Annotated in this window: 15 protein-coding genes; 3 read left to right on the top strand and 12 right to left on the bottom strand. The window is 37.8% G+C overall.

What is annotated here, in order from left to right; all coding sequences use genetic code 11:
- Window positions 1-13 precede the first annotated feature (13 nt).
- Window positions 14-475, bottom strand: a complete 462-nt coding sequence (locus ACTBZY_RS08560; RefSeq protein WP_463045914.1) for a ribosome maturation factor RimP — start codon at window positions 473-475, stop codon at window positions 14-16.
- Between the two features lie 253 nt (window positions 476-728).
- Here ACTBZY_RS08560 and ACTBZY_RS08555 point away from each other — a divergent pair, with 253 nt between their 5' ends.
- Window positions 729-1760 (top strand): endonuclease/exonuclease/phosphatase family protein, encoded by a 1032-nt coding sequence (locus ACTBZY_RS08555; protein WP_463045913.1) that lies wholly within the window; start codon window positions 729-731, stop codon window positions 1758-1760.
- Here the strand turns inward: ACTBZY_RS08555 and nadE are convergent.
- The 3 genes from nadE to ACTBZY_RS08540 form a co-directional block, all read right to left on the bottom strand.
- Window positions 1757-3781, bottom strand: a complete 2025-nt coding sequence (gene nadE / locus ACTBZY_RS08550; protein ID WP_463045912.1) for an NAD(+) synthase — start codon at window positions 3779-3781, stop codon at window positions 1757-1759. The two genes, ACTBZY_RS08555 and nadE, sit on opposite strands and share 4 nt — an antisense overlap.
- 87 nt (window positions 3782-3868) lie before the next feature.
- Window positions 3869-4330 carry a RidA family protein gene (locus ACTBZY_RS08545; protein ID WP_463045911.1) on the bottom strand — a complete coding sequence of 154 codons (462 nt, stop codon included), beginning with the start codon at window positions 4328-4330 and terminating at the stop codon, window positions 3869-3871.
- Window positions 4331-4368: 38 nt separating this feature from the next.
- A complete protein-coding gene (locus tag ACTBZY_RS08540) occupies window positions 4369-5142 on the bottom strand; it encodes a carboxylesterase family protein (protein WP_463045910.1) in 774 nt (257 codons plus the stop codon).
- 175 nt (window positions 5143-5317) lie between these two features.
- Between ACTBZY_RS08540 and ACTBZY_RS08535 the strand changes: the two genes are divergently transcribed.
- On the top strand, window positions 5318-5914 hold the full coding sequence (locus tag ACTBZY_RS08535; protein WP_463045909.1) for a trimeric intracellular cation channel family protein: 597 nt from the start codon (window positions 5318-5320) through the stop codon (window positions 5912-5914).
- Window positions 5915-5921: 7 nt separating this feature from the next.
- Here ACTBZY_RS08535 and ACTBZY_RS08530 read toward each other — a convergent pair whose 3' ends face one another.
- The 7 genes from ACTBZY_RS08530 to ACTBZY_RS08500 form a co-directional block, all read right to left on the bottom strand.
- On the bottom strand, window positions 5922-7856 hold the full coding sequence (locus ACTBZY_RS08530; RefSeq protein ID WP_463045908.1) for an SGNH/GDSL hydrolase family protein: 1935 nt from the start codon (window positions 7854-7856) through the stop codon (window positions 5922-5924).
- Window positions 7857-7881: 25 nt separating this feature from the next.
- A complete protein-coding gene (locus tag ACTBZY_RS08525) occupies window positions 7882-8250 on the bottom strand; it encodes a VOC family protein (RefSeq protein ID WP_463045907.1) in 369 nt (122 codons plus the stop codon).
- A gap of 161 nt (window positions 8251-8411) precedes the next feature.
- The gene (locus ACTBZY_RS08520; RefSeq protein ID WP_463045906.1) at window positions 8412-9413 is read right to left on the bottom strand and encodes a sugar phosphate isomerase/epimerase family protein; all 1002 of its coding nucleotides are present in this window, start codon (window positions 9411-9413) and stop codon (window positions 8412-8414) included.
- 150 nt (window positions 9414-9563) lie between these two features.
- The gene (locus ACTBZY_RS08515) at window positions 9564-10178 is read right to left on the bottom strand and encodes a Pr6Pr family membrane protein (protein WP_463045905.1); all 615 of its coding nucleotides are present in this window, start codon (window positions 10176-10178) and stop codon (window positions 9564-9566) included.
- A gap of 56 nt (window positions 10179-10234) precedes the next feature.
- The gene (locus ACTBZY_RS08510; protein WP_463045904.1) at window positions 10235-11191 is read right to left on the bottom strand and encodes a Fic family protein; all 957 of its coding nucleotides are present in this window, start codon (window positions 11189-11191) and stop codon (window positions 10235-10237) included.
- A gap of 446 nt (window positions 11192-11637) precedes the next feature.
- Window positions 11638-12945 carry a gluconate:H+ symporter gene (locus ACTBZY_RS08505; protein WP_463045903.1) on the bottom strand — a complete coding sequence of 436 codons (1308 nt, stop codon included), beginning with the start codon at window positions 12943-12945 and terminating at the stop codon, window positions 11638-11640.
- 228 nt (window positions 12946-13173) lie between these two features.
- Entirely contained in the window at window positions 13174-13605 is a 432-nt protein-coding gene (locus tag ACTBZY_RS08500) for a MarR family winged helix-turn-helix transcriptional regulator (RefSeq protein WP_463045902.1), read from the bottom strand.
- A 201-nt stretch (window positions 13606-13806) separates the two neighbouring features.
- Here ACTBZY_RS08500 and ACTBZY_RS08495 point away from each other — a divergent pair, with 201 nt between their 5' ends.
- Entirely contained in the window at window positions 13807-14478 is a 672-nt protein-coding gene (locus tag ACTBZY_RS08495) for a porin family protein (RefSeq protein ID WP_463045901.1), read from the top strand.
- A 61-nt stretch (window positions 14479-14539) separates the two neighbouring features.
- On the opposite strand, the gene ACTBZY_RS08490 is transcribed toward ACTBZY_RS08495, so the two are convergent.
- On the bottom strand, window positions 14540-16159 hold the full coding sequence (locus tag ACTBZY_RS08490; RefSeq protein WP_463045900.1) for a M1 family metallopeptidase: 1620 nt from the start codon (window positions 16157-16159) through the stop codon (window positions 14540-14542).
- Window positions 16160-16162 lie beyond the last annotated feature (3 nt).

Here is a 16162-nt window from a genome sequence, read left to right as displayed (position 1 = left end):
AAAGGTTTAAATTTTAGTTAAAAGAAACTTGTACACGGGCTTCTTTAATATTTTCAAATGCCAGAATAACTGTTTCTGGCTGTTTTTTTTCTTTCTTCTTTTTTTCTGGCAACACTGAAACTTCTTGCTCGCTGTAAGTTAGCAATTCTCCTTTTATTTCTGTGCCATCCGTTAATGTGAATTTTAAGGTCTTCCCTATATTTTTCACATATTGACGATTGATCTTCAAAGGAGTATCTAAACCGGGAGAAGAAACTTCTAGGGTATAGGCATCTTCAATTAACTCTTCCAACCTATTTGCCAATTCTCTACTAATTCTGCTACAATCCGCAATTCCAATCCCCTCATCCGTATCAATTAATACGGTGATTTTATTTCTAATTTTAGAGGAAGAGGCTTTTACGTCCACCAAGAAATGTAACTCGGGGTCTAGAAGTTCTTCAACTATCGGGATGATTTGTTCGGAATTAAGCATTATTGTTAGAATTTTGGCAACAAAAAAGGAGGTTTTAACCCTCCTTTTCGCTACCATTCTGCTGCAAAGGTACTTTAATATTTCTTTTTTATCAAATTTTGTCTTCTATTTTCAAACTAGGCTCAGTAACTGCACTTAAGGCTAAAAATTCCTATATTTCGGCATCTTTACGTTGAACATAAATGTTTCATTTCTGAAAAGCTTTATAATTAAATTTTATTTCCTGCTAAATTTTATAGTAGGCCTTTATGCCTTGTTTGTTTTTCAGTTGTCCTATTCTGCTGATATTAAGCATTGGGCAGTAGGATTTTTGATGCTTACAGTGCCAGTGGCTTTTGCTGTAAACTTGTTCTTTATGTTTTCCTATATTTTTACCAGATCATGGAAATTCATATTGTCTCTATTGATTTTGGTGGCTGGCTATCCTCTTTTGGAAAGAACTTTGAAATTTAATTTAAAGGAGAATGAAAATTCTTTGAATAAAAGCTTATCTGTGCTTAGCTATAATGTCATGTACTGTGATTATGGCTCGGTAGGTACGAAAGAAGGATTGGGGAATATCAATGATTTGGTGAATGATTTGGATACTTTAGGTGCTGATATTAAGTGCTTTCAAGAAATGTATAATAGGCCTGATAGTCGTTCCTTTAATACTTTCGAACGCTTGCAGCACGATAATCCTCATTTTACCTATATGCATTCAGAAATAGATGAGAATAGCAAAGTAGGGAACGTTGGACTCGCTATTTTTTCAAAATACCCCATCATTTATAAAGAGGAGATCTCATGGAAAACAAATAATAATGGTCTTTTACTAGCCGATATAGTGGTACGAAAAGACACTATTAGGGTTTTTAATGTGCAAATGAAATCTATGGGGATAAGAGTGCAGAAGGCCATTACAAGAGATGAAGTGGTTAGAAATAAAGAAGCCAAGAATATTTTAAGCCAGTTAAAACATGGCTTTAAAGACAGGGGCGTACAGGTGGATGAATTAGAAGAATTGATAAAGAAAAGTCCATATCCGGTGATTTTAGCGGGAGACTTTAACGAACTCCCTTACGGATATGCTTACGGAAGAGTACGGAAATTACTGAATAACGGCTTTGAAGACGGTGGTTTTGGTTTTGGGTTTACCTATCACAGGATTCTTAGCTTTTTAAGAATAGACAATGTGTTTTATACCCAAGATAAATTTGAAATACTGAATTTTAAAACATTTAGAGACCTTGGTAATTCTGATCACTATCCAATAAAAGCAGTTTTCGGAATCAAACAATCTTAAAAGCCTATTTTCTTCCTTTTAGGCTGAGCTTTACCTTCAAAATAATCCTTCAATTCGTCGAGTTCTTTTTCAAATCCCCCACTTAGAATAGGGAATCTACACCAGCTTCTCGGATCTAAATTTCTGTTATCTAAATGAAAAGAGGGTGCATATCTTTCTCTTTTCCATTGGTTTCTGCTCCATAGTTTAAAGAAACGTGTAACCCAATTGAAAATATCCTTTCGGTCGTATTTTTCTGCCCAAAGTACTTCCATATAACGGAAGCTCTCTGTTGGTGATTTTTTGTCTTTAATCGCTACTTTTTCGATAGCATCTAGTACATCATAAGGCATTAAATCTTTCTCATCACTTTGCATTTGGTCTTTCGGTCTTAATTCTGCTGTAGGATTCAATGCATTGACATATTTTAAACCGTCTATTTTAATGTGCTTCCCTTTAACATGACAACCCGTTTTTTCTAACCAAATTAGCCATGACCTAAGCCAGTGCTTGTCAATGCCCGCAATAGGACTTAAACTTCCGGCAGTGTCTCCATCCATGGTGCAGTAGCCTACGGCCACCTCAGACCTGTTAGAGGTAGAAAGTAGTAGATGTCCTGTAATGTTATTTAAAAGCCATACGCCTGGGGCTCTAACACGAGCTTGGATATTTTGAAGAGCTATGTCGTCTGTAGCCCAAGAGAGCTCACGACCTATTTGTCCTTCTATCATACCCGTGTATTGTTCCACAAGGCCATTGATGTTGACATCATAAAATTGTGCTCCCATAGACTCGGCTAAAGCTCTGGCAGATTGTCTAGTTTCTTCTGAGCTATTTTCGGTCCCTTGATAGATGGTATGAATGAGTTTGTTTGAAATTTCTTCTTCTGTTTTACAATCCTGTATTTTGGCAATATGCCCAAGTCTTTTCTTTAAGTTTTCAAAGCCAATGCTTTCATCTCCTAAACGAATCATTAAACCACAAAGAGCCGTACAAGCACTAGAGTCGGCTCCGCCAGAGAGCGAGATAGTGAAACCCTGAGACCTAGATTTTCTAAGGTAATCGAATAGCCCAAGACAAACGGCCCTGGCAAATTCTTCTTCTTTTAAAAATCCACCGCTTTCAAAAGCTTCTAAGTCTGCTTCTTCATAGCTGGGTTTGACATCCTCAGGAAAACTGAGGCTATAGGTAACTTTATTGCTTGTAGGTTTTGGCTTCTCCTTTATTTTGGTGAAGTCTATGGCCGTTATATCCGTATCAATTACCGCCGTGCTAAGCGTGTAAGAGGCATAACTGAACCTATTGCTTGATTTCAGTAAGACACCATTAGAAGCAATTTGTGCATCGCCATCAAAAATAAGTCTGCCAGATTCGTTGCCCAATAAATTGGTATAAATGTAGCTACAAGAGTGACTCCTAGAGCTTTCAATAATGAGTCTTTCTCTAGTCCTAAATTTATGAAACTCAAACGGTGACGCACTTGGGTTTAGAATAATGTCTACACCGTTTTCAAAATATCCCTCGGCTGGCCTATTCGGCACCCATGCGTCTTCACAGATTTCAATACCTATTTTTATGTTATCAATTTCAAAGGTTAAATCACCAACGGGGTATTTGAAGTCGTTGATGCTCACTTCGTCTTTTAAACCAGAAGGCCATCTATGAAACCATCTGTCTTCATAAAACAGACCATAATTTGGTAAGTGCCTTTTGCAGACAAACCCAAGAATAGTCTTGTCTACCAGTAAGCAGGCGGCATTGAAAAGTTTATTGTTTATTTCTAATGGTAATCCCACACAAACCACCATTCCTGCGGTATGTTTTTTTATATCTTCGAGGCATTCCAGTGCTTTTTGCTGTAAGTCAGGAGCATAGAAAGCATCTTCGCAGCCGTAACCTGTTATAGCTAATTCTGGCAGGCATAAAATACTGACCTGCTCTTTTTTAGCAGCTTCAATGGCATCAATACAGTTTTGCGTGTTTTGATTCCAATCTAAGGGAGTTTGGTTTAGTGCTCCAGAAGCTACTTTAAGGATTTTCATAAACGGTGTAAAAGAAATTGAGTTAAAAAAGTTTTAAAATACCTAGCTCAGCTAAAAATATGATACTAATAGGTCGAGACGCAAGATTTAATAAATCTCAAACTGACCTTCTATTTCTACGGTGATTCTTCCAGGAAGAGAGCCAAAACCTACGGCACTCCTAGAGCCTAAACCATTTTCATAGCCCCAGACTTCTTCAAAAAGTTCGCTACAGCCATTAATAACCTTAGGATGACTCTCAAAGTCAGGGTGGGCATTAACCATGCCTAGTAATTTAACTACTCTTTTAACTTTAGTTAAACTTCCGAATTCGGCTTTAAGCGTTGCTAGCATGGTTAGACCTGTTTGGAACGCGGCCTCTTTAGCAAAAGCTTCGTCTACATCAGAACCAACTTTTCCAGTGTGCTGGCTGCCGTCTGGTAAGTTTGGGCCATGGCCACTCACATAAACCATTTTTCCTACAATAATGAGCGGTTTGTAAACACCTCCAGGAGCTGGTGCTGGAGGAATTTTGTGGGCGTATTTTTCAAAAACTTCGTCTAAAATCATTGCTTGCTGATATATGAATATTAATACTTATGATAAACTTATTTGCTGAACTGGAAGAACCAAGTGGGGTAGGAGACCTCTTTAAAGGCATTGTCCCAACTGTTATGATTCACGCCAGGGTATTCGGTGTAGGTTACGTTGGCATTCAGTGCTTGTAATTTCTTATACATTTCTTGTGAATTTTTAACAGGAACCACGCCATCCACATCTCCATGAAAAATCCAGAATGGAATTTTTGCTTGCTTCTTGCCATAGGCCGAAATATCTCCACCACCACAAATAGGCATGGCAGCCGCAAATAATTTAGGATAGCGATATACCGCTTCAAAAGTGCCCATGCCTCCCATGGACATTCCAGTGATATAAACGCGTTTTTTATCTGCTTTTTTATTATTGATAAAGCTTTTTACGAGTTCAATACTGGCATGAAGGGCTTCTTTTTCTGGGTAACTGTAGTTGAAATCAATATCTAAGGGATATTGATCTCTCGTAAACTTTCCAGAAGCCCAATAACCATCTTTAGGACACTGAGGTAAGATGACAATGGCTGGATTGTCTTTGAGTTTATCTGTAAAAACCCAAGAACCATGTTTTAATTGGGACTCATTATCATCTCCTCTTTCGCCTGCTCCATGCAGAAATAAAATCAATGGGTATTTCTGCGAAGCGTCATAATTTTCGGGATATAAAATTCTATAGCTAATCTCTGTTCCTTTACTGTCGATAAATTTTGCGGAATCGTACTTTTCGTTCTGGCTAAAGCCAGAAATGACTAAGAAAGAAAGTAAAAGAGTTAAAAATGGTTTCTTCATTTGAATTTGAGAAGGTTTATCTGTGTTCAAATATCGGTTTATTCCTTGAGTATGGCAAACCATAAGAGTTCTATAGAAATGGATTTTTTGTAGCTTTATGAACATATTTGAATTGTAATTGGTTAGCCTTTTTCTTGTTACGGATTACAGTCAAAATTGACATCAACAAAAACAGATGAATTGGATTTATTTTTTTGAGATTCTTGGTACCGTTATTTTTGTCATAAGTGGCGTTATGACCGCAATGGATAATGAATTTGATGTGGTGGGTTCTACCATTATAGGTATTGTAACTGCCGTTGGTGGAGGAACTTTAAGAGATATGCTGATAGGACAGACCCCTGTGGGTTGGATGAGAGATACCAGTTATTTGTGGGCTATGCTGGCAGGTGTAATTCTGTCTTATGTGTTTAAGAAATACATAGCTACGCTTAGAAGAAGTATGTTCTTTTTCGATACTATGGGTATTGGTCTCTTTACTATTTTAGGATTGCAGAAAACACTAAATGCGGGCTTGGAAGTACCTTTTGCAGTGATGATGGGTATTGTTTCCGCTGTTTTCGGTGGTATCATCAGGGATGTTTTGACCAATAGAGTGCCACTTATTTTTAGAAAAGAAATTTACGCTACCGCCTGTTTGGTAGGAGCGTTGGTGTTTCTGGCATTGGAACAATTCTCAAATGCCCTTACCATTAATATGGGCATTTCTATGCTAGTGGTGGTTATAATTAGATATTTTTCAGTGAAAAACAACTGGTCTTTGAAGATATAAGGTGTTCTCAATTGACATAGAAATACCTTATTCTACAGGCATTACCATTGCTTTTGGCATCTTTGGTTTCAGAAATTTTAATCTGGAGTTTGTGGTTTTTGTCTACCAGTTCAGAGCTTAGCGTGTAATACCACGGAAGGTGTAAAAAAGAACTCCATTGGGTATATAGGTTTAATTCTTGCCAATCCCCATTGTCTATTCTATATGCAATAGTACCCGCATCTTGACCAGCGGCTACCGCAATTCCAACCGCCTTTCCTGTGAAATTAAAGCTTAGTTTGCTTCCAGGTTTTTCACTGATGAGCATGGGAACATTATGGTAGTTTGGTCTTACCGCTTTTCCATCAGAAGGTGACCACGATTCGTTAATACCCCAACCTTTTGACAGTTTAGCTTCTTTAATATCAATCAATTTGCCGTTTTCATAAGCGTAAGCATCTAAAGCACGGGGTACATTTTGAGCAATTATTTTGTCATCGGCATCTATATGCGATTTATACGCCTTATCTAAAAACTGTAGTATGGAACTGGCGTAAATGCCTTGACCGAATGGGGAGGGATGAAGGTTTTTGAAGTCTTCTGTCCAGCTAAACTCCTTATTGTTAATCCTATCGCTTACTTCTTTTGCCAGATTGATAATGGGTAGATTATAGTACATGGCCACCTTGTTATGGTTTTGGATAACCTCTGGTTCTTTGTTATTACTGTAATCTTTGATTTTGTCTGGGTCTACAAAGTGCATGAGAACGATATCTATGGCAGGATTTTCTTTTTTGAGATGTCTCACAATCCCTTCCAAAGCACGTGTTTGCTCTAAAGCATTTCTTCCGTTTGATGCGTCGTTTACGGCGGCTTCCTCAAAGAGTAAATCAACATTTTCTAAGTCCTTGATGTCTCTGGTAAGTCGAAATGCTGCTGGAGTAGTGCCCATAGAAGGTATTCCTGCAGCAATAAACTCAAATTCTGTTTCTGGAAACCTTTCGGTCAAATAATGAGATACGCTATCTCTCCATCCTGGGTTATACGTAATGGAACCACCTAAAAAAGCTACTCTGCCTTTTTTATATTTTTCAAATTTGATATGGCTGTTTTTAAGCCCATTGCCAAGATTATGATAGGTTTCTGAATTTAGTTTACCACTTTTTAATGCATTATACTTTATGAAATCGGCCACATACCTAGGCGTTTCTATGTCGAAATGATGACCTTCTAATTCTTGTTTTCCTTCCGTGCAAGGTACTACAGTGGCTATTCCTCCAAGTTTAATGTACCTATTGATAAGTATAAGGCTGTTTTCTGCAGGTGGGACTACTTTGTCTTCCAAACCTATCATGTGTAGGATGGGAACCTTTGCTTTAGCAAGATTTTCTAAGCCATCTAAAGGATTGTTCTTATAGTTTTTAGCTTCATCGTCGCTACTAAAGCCGTATTCCACCTTTAATTTCGCCCATTCTTTTTCACTGCCTTTGCCCTCACCAAAGCCCGCTGGCCAACTTTTGAAATCGCAAACGGGAGCTTCTGCATAAATACAAGCCACTTTTTCCGGATTTTGCTTTGCCCAGTTGTACACAAATAAACCGCCTCTGCTGACACCCATTAGGGCTACTTTCTTTTGAAGAGCGTAAGTTTGGACGAGGTAAGCATAAAATTCATCCCAAACTTTCACGGCATCAGGGCTGCCAAATTTATTATCGGTGTTTACATAGACTAAGTGAAAACCTTCTGCCACTAAAATGCTGTCTGCCTCGGTATGCCAATCAGGAAAACGAGCTCGCCAAATCCATGGATTTCCGTTCGCAGCATGCTTTGGGATGATAATTCTGGCTTCTTTTTCTTGAAATTTGAAATCTTTTCTATCAAAGCCTTTCCAATTATTTTGGGCATTTAAACTTGAAAGTGAAAAACAAAAAAAGATAAGGCTAATGATAACGGACTTGGTCATTTTTAGGTTGAATGCGTAATAATAATTAATGATAGAATTTACCGAAATGCCATAAAACGCCTGAAGGGTCGTGCATGAATATTTCTTCGCCCCAATGGTTTTTAACGATTTCTGTAAATCTCACACCTTTGTATTTTGAAGGAAGGTTTTTGGAAAGTAATTCTGTCTGACATTTTTCTACATCGTCTACTTCTAAAAATATCATGGAATTGTTCACCCATTTCTTCTCATAGTAGTCTTGTAAATAGAAGCCTAAGGTTTCGTTTACCTTAAAGTAGGACATTGTGTTGTCTATTTTAACTTCTTCAAAACCTAAGTCTTTGTAAAAATCAGAGGAAACAGAGAAGTCTTTGGCTCCGATGAAAGTTCGAATTGATTTGGATTGAAAAGCCATTTCTTAAAGTAGAATTATTTTTCAGAATATCTAAGTGCTATAAATTTAGAAAAAGATTGTGGTAAATCTATTGCTTCAGCCTTAGAAGGAATCTTAAAATAGAACAAAAAAAGTCCGCGGTAGAATATTCTACTGCGGACTCCTTTTAAGAAAGATTGGAATTAACCTTCTAGTTCCTTAAGCACTTTCTCAATAAGAGCTTTTGTAGCTTTGATACCTTCGTCTTCAGAAATGGCTGTGCCTTCATACTCAATACCAATATTGCCTTTAAAACCCGAATCTTTAACAATCTTCATTATTCTAAGATAATCAGATGCGGTTTCGTTTCCTTCGGCGTCAAAGTTGTTCGTTTTAGCACTAACTCCTTTTGCATACGGCATTAACTCAGCTATCCCTTTATATCTATCGTATTCTTTAGCACAGCCATCTGGTGTTCTTTCCATGCAGAAGTTTCCGAAATCTGGTAATGTACCCACGTTTTCCATGTTTACAGCCTCCATCACACCTGCTAACCAAGAACCATCAGAAGAGTATCCTCCGTGGTTTTCTACGACTATATTGATACCCTGAGTCGCTGCGTATTCGGCTAATTTTGATAATCCTTTTACGGCATTGGCCGCCACTTCTTCAGCAGAACCTTCTCCCGCTGCGTTTACTCTGATAGTGCTTGCTCCTAATTTTTTAGCAATTTTTACCCAGTTGTAGTGGTTTTCTACAGCCGTCATTCTTGATACAGAATCAGCATCTCCTAAGTCTCCAAGAGCATCGCACATGATTAAGCCTACGCTTACGCCTGCGTCATCACATTTTTGTTTGAAAGTGGTCCAGTAAGCATCATCTTGAGCTTTGCTGTAATAAAAAGTATTAACCAGTTCAATGACGTTTACACCGTAGCTAGCTGCCAAGGTAGGAAAGTCTGCCGGGTCAATAGTTCCTTGTAATAAAGAATCTGGGTTTTCACGAAGAAGTCTTCCAAAGCTTTCCCAGTCACCATTTAGGGCATCTCCAAAATAAGATTTATGAAGAGACCACTGTGCCAAAGAGATTTGAAGGTCTGGCGTCGTTACAGTTTCTTCCGTAGTTTCTGTGCTGGTTTTACAGGCAGAAAAAATGAGGGTGAAGGCTGCAAAAAGTACTAAAAGCGAATAGTTTTTTTTGTTCATTTTAAGAATGATTTTAAAGAGTTGGTTCTGTTCAAAAACTTCCTAGCTTTTAAAGAAAGGCTAATGGGGTTTTGAAGAGACGAAAGTACCTCGAAATCTTTAATGTTACAAACGGAGTCAATAAAGCCTATTGATGCTGATTTATAACACTTAGATACTTTTTCGATTTGAAAGTCTTTTACCTACGAAAACTAAAATGCCAGAGAGAACAATAAAGACCAGGAGTAAGATTACCGAATTTATCAAGACCTGGGGCAAACCTATCTCCATCACGTTTACGAAAGGGTAGGGGTAAAAGGTGGAAATGCTACCTCGTAACAATATAAATACCAGATAAACCAAAGGGTATATAAGCCAATTAACAATGCTTTTTAGTTTTACTTGTGTTTTCTGTTCATAGAAATACCAGAAAATCAGGGTGGTGAGTGGTACTAAACTGTGTAGAAGTTCGTCTACCAGTTTCTGTAAACCAGTAGGTTCCCAAATAGCTCTAAGTACCAGCTGATAAACCAAGCCAACTACTAAAATGTATACGGTAATAGCTGTCAATGAACCTGGTTTGTTGAGGAGTTTCGAGTTTTTTCCAAATGCTACATAAGTAAAGTAGATAGCGACGAGTGTATTCGTCAAAATAGTAAAGAAGCTAAAGAAACGGATAGTAGCCTCGGTGGTAGATGTTACCCGATTTTCTATCATCAAAACGTACTGAGCGATAACCGCAAACCAACCGATTAAGGCAAAAGCAATGGCGAGATTCTTTTTCATGGTGAGGTTTATATGGATGGGTTAGTAAACTTAATGAAATTTGGGTTGTGTTTTGATTACTTGAATTTGTATTTGGAGGTGTTATTGTCTCCATGTTTTTCAACGATTCCGTTTTCAACGGCGAATTTCAAATCCCTACTAGCAGTGGCTGGTGATATTTCTTTAAAATTCTTTAAGTACTCCTTACGTGTAAAAAAGGCTTCTTTAATAGTGGTTTTGAATAGGTTGATTCTATCTATGTTTGATAGGCTTACATTTTGAATATTCAATAGCTCTTTTAAAGATTCAAGAATAATCTCTAACATGAATTCTATGAAAAGTGTCGATTCTCCTGCGGAATCAGACTTTCTTAAAACTTCGTAATACTTTTCTTGTCGCTCTTTTATTAATGTTTCAATAGGTAAATATTGAAAGACGGGATAAGCGTCTTTTAAAATCAAAGTTTGCCATAGGCGTCCCATTCTACCATTTCCGTCAATAAAAGGGTGAATAAACTCCATTTCGTAATGAAATACACAGCTTTTGATAAGAACGAGGTCGTTCTCGTTCTTTAAATAATTAAACAAATCATTCATTAAAGGCTTTAGCATTTCACTAGGCGGGGCAATATGCGTAAGCTCTGCCCCTTTGACTATTCCAACAGATTTACGTCGAAGTTTGCCTGCCGAATCTACAAGCCCATCCATTAAAAGTCCGTGAGCTTCGCAAAACGAATCGAAACTGAAAGGGTTTAGATTATCTAAGTAGTCATAAACAGTAATGGCGTTTTTAACTTCTAGGATGTCTTTTTTTGGGCCAAGAACGTTTTTGTTTTCAACAATGGCAGTGATTTGCTCAATGGTAAGTGTGTTTCCTTCAATTTCTAAGGAGGCCTGAATGGTTTTAATTCTGTTTTTCTTTCTTAATTCGGTGGGTGGTTTACTCAAATGGGCTGCATTTACCTCACCAATTCTCTCGGAAATGGAGGCAACTAACTTTAAAATTTTCCCAGTTATGGTATAAGGTGGTCTCATTCAAACTGACGATGATAGTATCATATGATACCATCAAAGGTAGTGGTTTTGGTTGAGATTGTTGAGATATCATGTCATTGTATCCGTCTATTTCCTAGTTATTTCACTTCAATTTCTCACTCTTTGAAAAATATAAAATAATAATAAAAACATTTAGGAAAATGCATGAGATAAAACCGAAGACTAATATACCAGGAGATAAGCTTATTATCTCATGCATAAATTGACCTTATAGAAATGAGAGAGAAACCCAATGTATATCATTTATCAATTCTAAGAAGATAGAGTATATTGAGACTATCCAAAATGGTAAATCAATAACCTTTTTTTAACTTTGAGATCCTAAAACTAGGTGAAAGATAAAAGGGATTAATAACAATGAAATCGGTAATATAGTTATAAAGGAAAAAGCCATCCTGATAGATAGTTAAATCCGTTGATGGATACTAAACCACCAAGCTCAAAAGCATAACACCAATCAAACCGACCACAGAAACTAGTGTTTCCATTACTGTCCAAGTTTTTAGGGTGTCTTTAACGGATAGGTTGAAGTATTCTTTGAAAAGCCAAAAGCCACCATCATTTAGGTGACCCATTATTAAACTACCTGAGCCTATGGCTAGTACCATTAATTCTGGTTGAAAGTCTGGCTGAGAGCCAAAAAGTGGAGCTAAGATTCCTACGGCTGTTAATCCCGAAACGGTGGCAGAACCAACACATATTCTAATAAAAGCTGCTGTAGCCCATCCTAATAGTAATGGATTAATGTTTACACCTTGTAACAATTCACCGATATAAGTACTGGTACCTGAAGCAGAAAGAATTTCTTTCAAGGCTCCTGCACCCGCAATAATTAATAATATCACGGCGATGTCTTTAAAAGAATCGGCAAGTGATTTAGAAATATCTTCCAAGTTTCTGCCTTGTTTGATACCTAAGAAATAGATAGCAAAAAATACAGATAGCAACATGCCAAAATATGGCTGAGCCATTAAAAGAATAAACTGGTTGTCTGGAAAATATCCTTTAATCACTGAGCCCGCAGAAAGCAGAATAACTGGCATTAAAGCCACCAACAGGCTAATACCTAAACCTGGTTGAAGTTCTTTAGGAACGGGTTTGAAACCAAAAATAGTTGGGTCTGGCGTGATATCGAAATTTTTCAAAGTCTTAGCAAAAATAGGCCCAGCAATGGCAATGGCAGGAATAGCTACTATTAAACCATAAATTAAAGTTTTACCTAAGTCAGCGTTTAACTGAATGCCAATGGCGGCTGGCGATGGATGTGGAGGTAAATAACCATGAGCCACAGAAAGGGAAGCCAACATAGGAATACCCACGTAGAGCATATTAAAGCCAGAGGCCTGAGCCACGGCAAAGATTAAAGGAATAACGATGATGAAACCGGCATTGTAAAATAAAGGAATACCGATGATGAAACCAGCGAGTGCCAGTCCCCATTGGAGGTTTTTAGTGCCTACTTTATCCAGGAGGGCGTCGGTGATTTTAGAGGCTGCTCCACTCTCTGCCACTAACTTACCGAGCATAGCACCGAAACCAATGATTAAGGTCAAATCACCTAAGGTTCCGCCTATTCCACTTTGGATGGCATTGCCCACTTCCACGACATCTAAACCACTGGCGATTCCTATCCCAAGCGATACAATTACGAAAGATAAAAAGGTGTCTAATTTTACAACAGCTATAAGGAGGATTAAAGCTAAAATTCCGAGGAGGGCAATAACTAAAGGCATGTTTTTATTTTAGGGTTATTATACGAACTATCTAAAAAAGCACAATTAATTTATAAGTGCAATCTTTCAAGCTTTTATCCTTTAGGAATCCTTTGTGTTCAAGCTATTTTATCGATTAAAGGCGTGCTAACTAAGTTTAGAGTTGTTTTTTGACAAGCAAAATGAGTCAGAATAATTTTTAATGGGAATGTGAAGGGAGAGGAACGATAGGGTGATGGTATAATTGGATTATTCTACATTGGTGTAGATAATATCTACAATTCTTACAAGGCTTTGGAAATCTTCATCGCTGATGTTTTCCCACATTTTTTTTCTCATGTCAGCCACTATTGGAAACGCTTCTGTATGAATGCTTTCGCCCGTAGGTGTAATGAACAGCATTTGCTTTCTCCGGTCTAGTTTAGCGGTTTTTCTTTCTACCAAACCTTTTTTTATAAGAATACCTAAAATTCTAGTAATGGTGGGAGCGTCTTTGGCGGTGGCTACAGCCAGGTCGTTTTGTGAAATGCCAGGGCTAGGAACCAGATGATCTAAGACCACCCACTGGTCTACGGTAAGGTCTAAACCTGCACTCAGGAGCTGATTCTGGAGGTAATTCCTTACTTTTTTGACAGTGGTATCAATTTTGAAAAAGTAGGCTTTTTGGTCTGACTTGGTCATTTTGTATTCGTTGCGACTGGCAAATATAGAACATAAGTTGAATTTTATATTACTGAAAGTATTGTAATAAGTAAATATTCAGAAAATATTGAAAAATATATAAGATAGATAATTTTGCCTCTTAACGAAGCCTTAACATTTAAAGAGAAAACTCAGAAGCGGTTTTCAGCATCTAAGAGGCATATAATACAAACCAATACAATGAAAAATATCTTAGCATTACTATTCACTATTATCACATCTGCCGGCATGGCACAAAACGCTATCGGGGTAAGAGGAGCATTTACATCATCAACGATGACAAAGTTCGATTTGATTGAAAACGTAACACCAGACTTTAAATTTTTACCATCAGGAAGTGCCGCAATTTTTATGGAGATTCCACTTCAAGGCAATTTATCTATTCAGCCTGAGCTGGCTTTTGTTCAGAAAGGTTTTAAAATAGAAGAGGGTTTTAAGGTAGGCGGAGAGTTTTTAGGGGTAAACATTCCTTTAAAAGGTAAAGTGAGTTTTAAAACCAACTATATAGAGCTTCCTGTCTTATTCAAATATCATATTGGAGATAAAGAAGCGGCACATTATTATGTGGCCGTTGGACCATCCTTAGGTTATATGGCAGACGCCAACATGACAGTGAGGGTTCTGGATATTTTCCCAATAAGAACAAACCTAAATAATAATATTTATAAAGATTTTGAATTAAGTGGTGTGGCTGCCATGGGTTTTGAACTGCCGGTGGCTCCTAGAATGAAGGCTTTTGTAGAAGGTCGCTATCAGCATGGCTTTACCAGGGTTATTGATGCTCCCCTTTTTGAACTTCCAGTAAGAAACAGGACTCTCTCAGGAGGAATGGGTATCAAATTTGCTATCTAGCATTAAGCTGGACTAATTGAAAAAAAAGCTGCTAAATCGTCAAGGTTAGCAGCTTTTTTATTTATATCTTTTTGGTAAATATGTAATAATCAGGATTTACTTGAAGGTATTTCCCTTTTATCTTCTTCCATTTATCCGTAGGAGTAATGTCTTCGTTTTTTCTATTGTCAATGGAAACACGTAAAGGCATTTCAAACCCCTTAACCGTATTGGTATAGCGATATCGTAGCTTTTTCCCTTTCCTATTTACTTCTAATGTTGGTACCAATATGGTTCTCAGGTATTGTGTAAAGAAAGGCTCTAAATTCAAGTTGGCTTTCTCGGCAATGTAATTTTCTATCTGTGCGGTAGTTACCGTCTGGTGATAGAAATCTTTATTCAAACCTCTTAAAATATCTCTCCATAATTCGTCATTGTTTATCCATTGACGTAAAGAATGCAGCATATTTCCACCTTTATAATACATATCTGAAGAGCCAGAGGTATTGACATAATAATCTGAAATGATGGGCGTATCGTTTTGAATTCTTGCTCTGGTACCAATCACATATTCGGCACCAGCTTCTTTGCCATAGAAATATTCCACAAAAAGATTTTCGGCATAATTGGTAAAGCTTTCATGAATCCACATGTCTGCTTTGTCTTTATCAGTGATGTTGTTGGCAAACCACTCATGTCCGCTTTCATGGACAATGATAAAATCCCATTTTAGTCCCCATCCCGTACCAGAGAGGTCTGTCCCTTTGTATCCATTTTTGTATCCGTTTCCATAGGTGACCGAGCTTTGATGCTCCATTCCTAAATAGGGCACTTCCACTAATTTATAGCCATCTTCATAAAAAGGGTAGGGGCCAAACCAGTGCTCAAAAGCCTCCAACGTTCTGTATGCATCTTTGAAATGCCGTTTGGCTTTCTCAAGGTTTTCTGGTAAAACATAAAATGATACATCTAAGGGACCTTTTTCTCCTTGATAAACATCTTTCCAACTCACATAGTCGGCTATGTTAATGTTGACACCATAATTATTGATGGGATTGTTGACAAACCAAGTGCAGGTCCTACTGCCGTCTTCATTAAGTTTCATGGCTCTTAGTCTGCCATTAGAAACATCCCAAAGTCCGTCTGGTACCGTCACGCTTATCTGCATGCTGTCTACTTCGTCTGCCATGTGATCTTTACATGGCCACCAAACGCTGGCTCCAATCCCCTGGTTTGCTGTAGCTACAAAAGGTCTTCCATGACTATCTTTTTTCCAGGTTACACCACCATCCCAAGGGGCTTTTGGTGCTATTTTTGGTTTACCCTCAAAGTAAACCGTAATAGCTCCCATTTGTCCTTTCACCTGAGGTTCGGCTAGCTTAATGAGATAAGTGTTCTCTCCATCTTTGGTGATTTCTACTGCCAAATCCGACTGTCGAACCGCGGTAATGGTCATAGGAGCCTGTAGGTCAATCTGTAGCGTTTGACCCTTATCTATGGCTTGATAATAGATGGTATTCTGGCCTTTGAAATACTGATTTTCTATGTCTACATTGACCGATAGGTCGTAGTATTTTAAATCCCACCATGCACGCTCAGGGGTAATACTGCCTTTTAGGGAATCTTCGTGCGTGTACTGGCCACGGGCTAGAAAACTAACCAATAAAAATAGAAAAGCAATAAATCCTTTTAATCTGGTCATGAA

The organism is Arcticibacterium sp. (assembly GCF_055134445.1).
The sequence above is the reverse complement of the archived record's forward strand: the minus strand, read 5'-3'. Positions and strand labels throughout refer to the sequence as shown.

Coding starts and splice junctions, on each gene's coding strand:
- ACTBZY_RS08530 (WP_463045908.1), bottom strand. CDS start 7,856: ATGACCAAGTCCGTTATCATTAGCCTTATCTTTTTTTGTTTTTCACTT.
- ACTBZY_RS08535 (WP_463045909.1), top strand. CDS start 5,318: ATGAATTGGATTTATTTTTTTGAGATTCTTGGTACCGTTATTTTTGTC.
- ACTBZY_RS08500 (WP_463045902.1), bottom strand. CDS start 13,605: ATGACCAAGTCAGACCAAAAAGCCTACTTTTTCAAAATTGATACCACT.
- nadE (WP_463045912.1), bottom strand. CDS start 3,781: ATGAAAATCCTTAAAGTAGCTTCTGGAGCACTAAACCAAACTCCCTTA.
- ACTBZY_RS08520 (WP_463045906.1), bottom strand. CDS start 9,413: ATGAACAAAAAAAACTATTCGCTTTTAGTACTTTTTGCAGCCTTCACC.
- ACTBZY_RS08505 (WP_463045903.1), bottom strand. CDS start 12,945: ATGCCTTTAGTTATTGCCCTCCTCGGAATTTTAGCTTTAATCCTCCTT.
- ACTBZY_RS08560 (WP_463045914.1), bottom strand. CDS start 475: ATGCTTAATTCCGAACAAATCATCCCGATAGTTGAAGAACTTCTAGAC.
- ACTBZY_RS08495 (WP_463045901.1), top strand. CDS start 13,807: ATGAAAAATATCTTAGCATTACTATTCACTATTATCACATCTGCCGGC.
- ACTBZY_RS08525 (WP_463045907.1), bottom strand. CDS start 8,250: ATGGCTTTTCAATCCAAATCAATTCGAACTTTCATCGGAGCCAAAGAC.
- ACTBZY_RS08540 (WP_463045910.1), bottom strand. CDS start 5,142: ATGAAGAAACCATTTTTAACTCTTTTACTTTCTTTCTTAGTCATTTCT.
- ACTBZY_RS08515 (WP_463045905.1), bottom strand. CDS start 10,178: ATGAAAAAGAATCTCGCCATTGCTTTTGCCTTAATCGGTTGGTTTGCG.
- ACTBZY_RS08490 (WP_463045900.1), bottom strand. CDS start 16,159: ATGACCAGATTAAAAGGATTTATTGCTTTTCTATTTTTATTGGTTAGT.
- ACTBZY_RS08545 (WP_463045911.1), bottom strand. CDS start 4,330: ATGATTTTAGACGAAGTTTTTGAAAAATACGCCCACAAAATTCCTCCA.
- ACTBZY_RS08510 (WP_463045904.1), bottom strand. CDS start 11,191: ATGAGACCACCTTATACCATAACTGGGAAAATTTTAAAGTTAGTTGCC.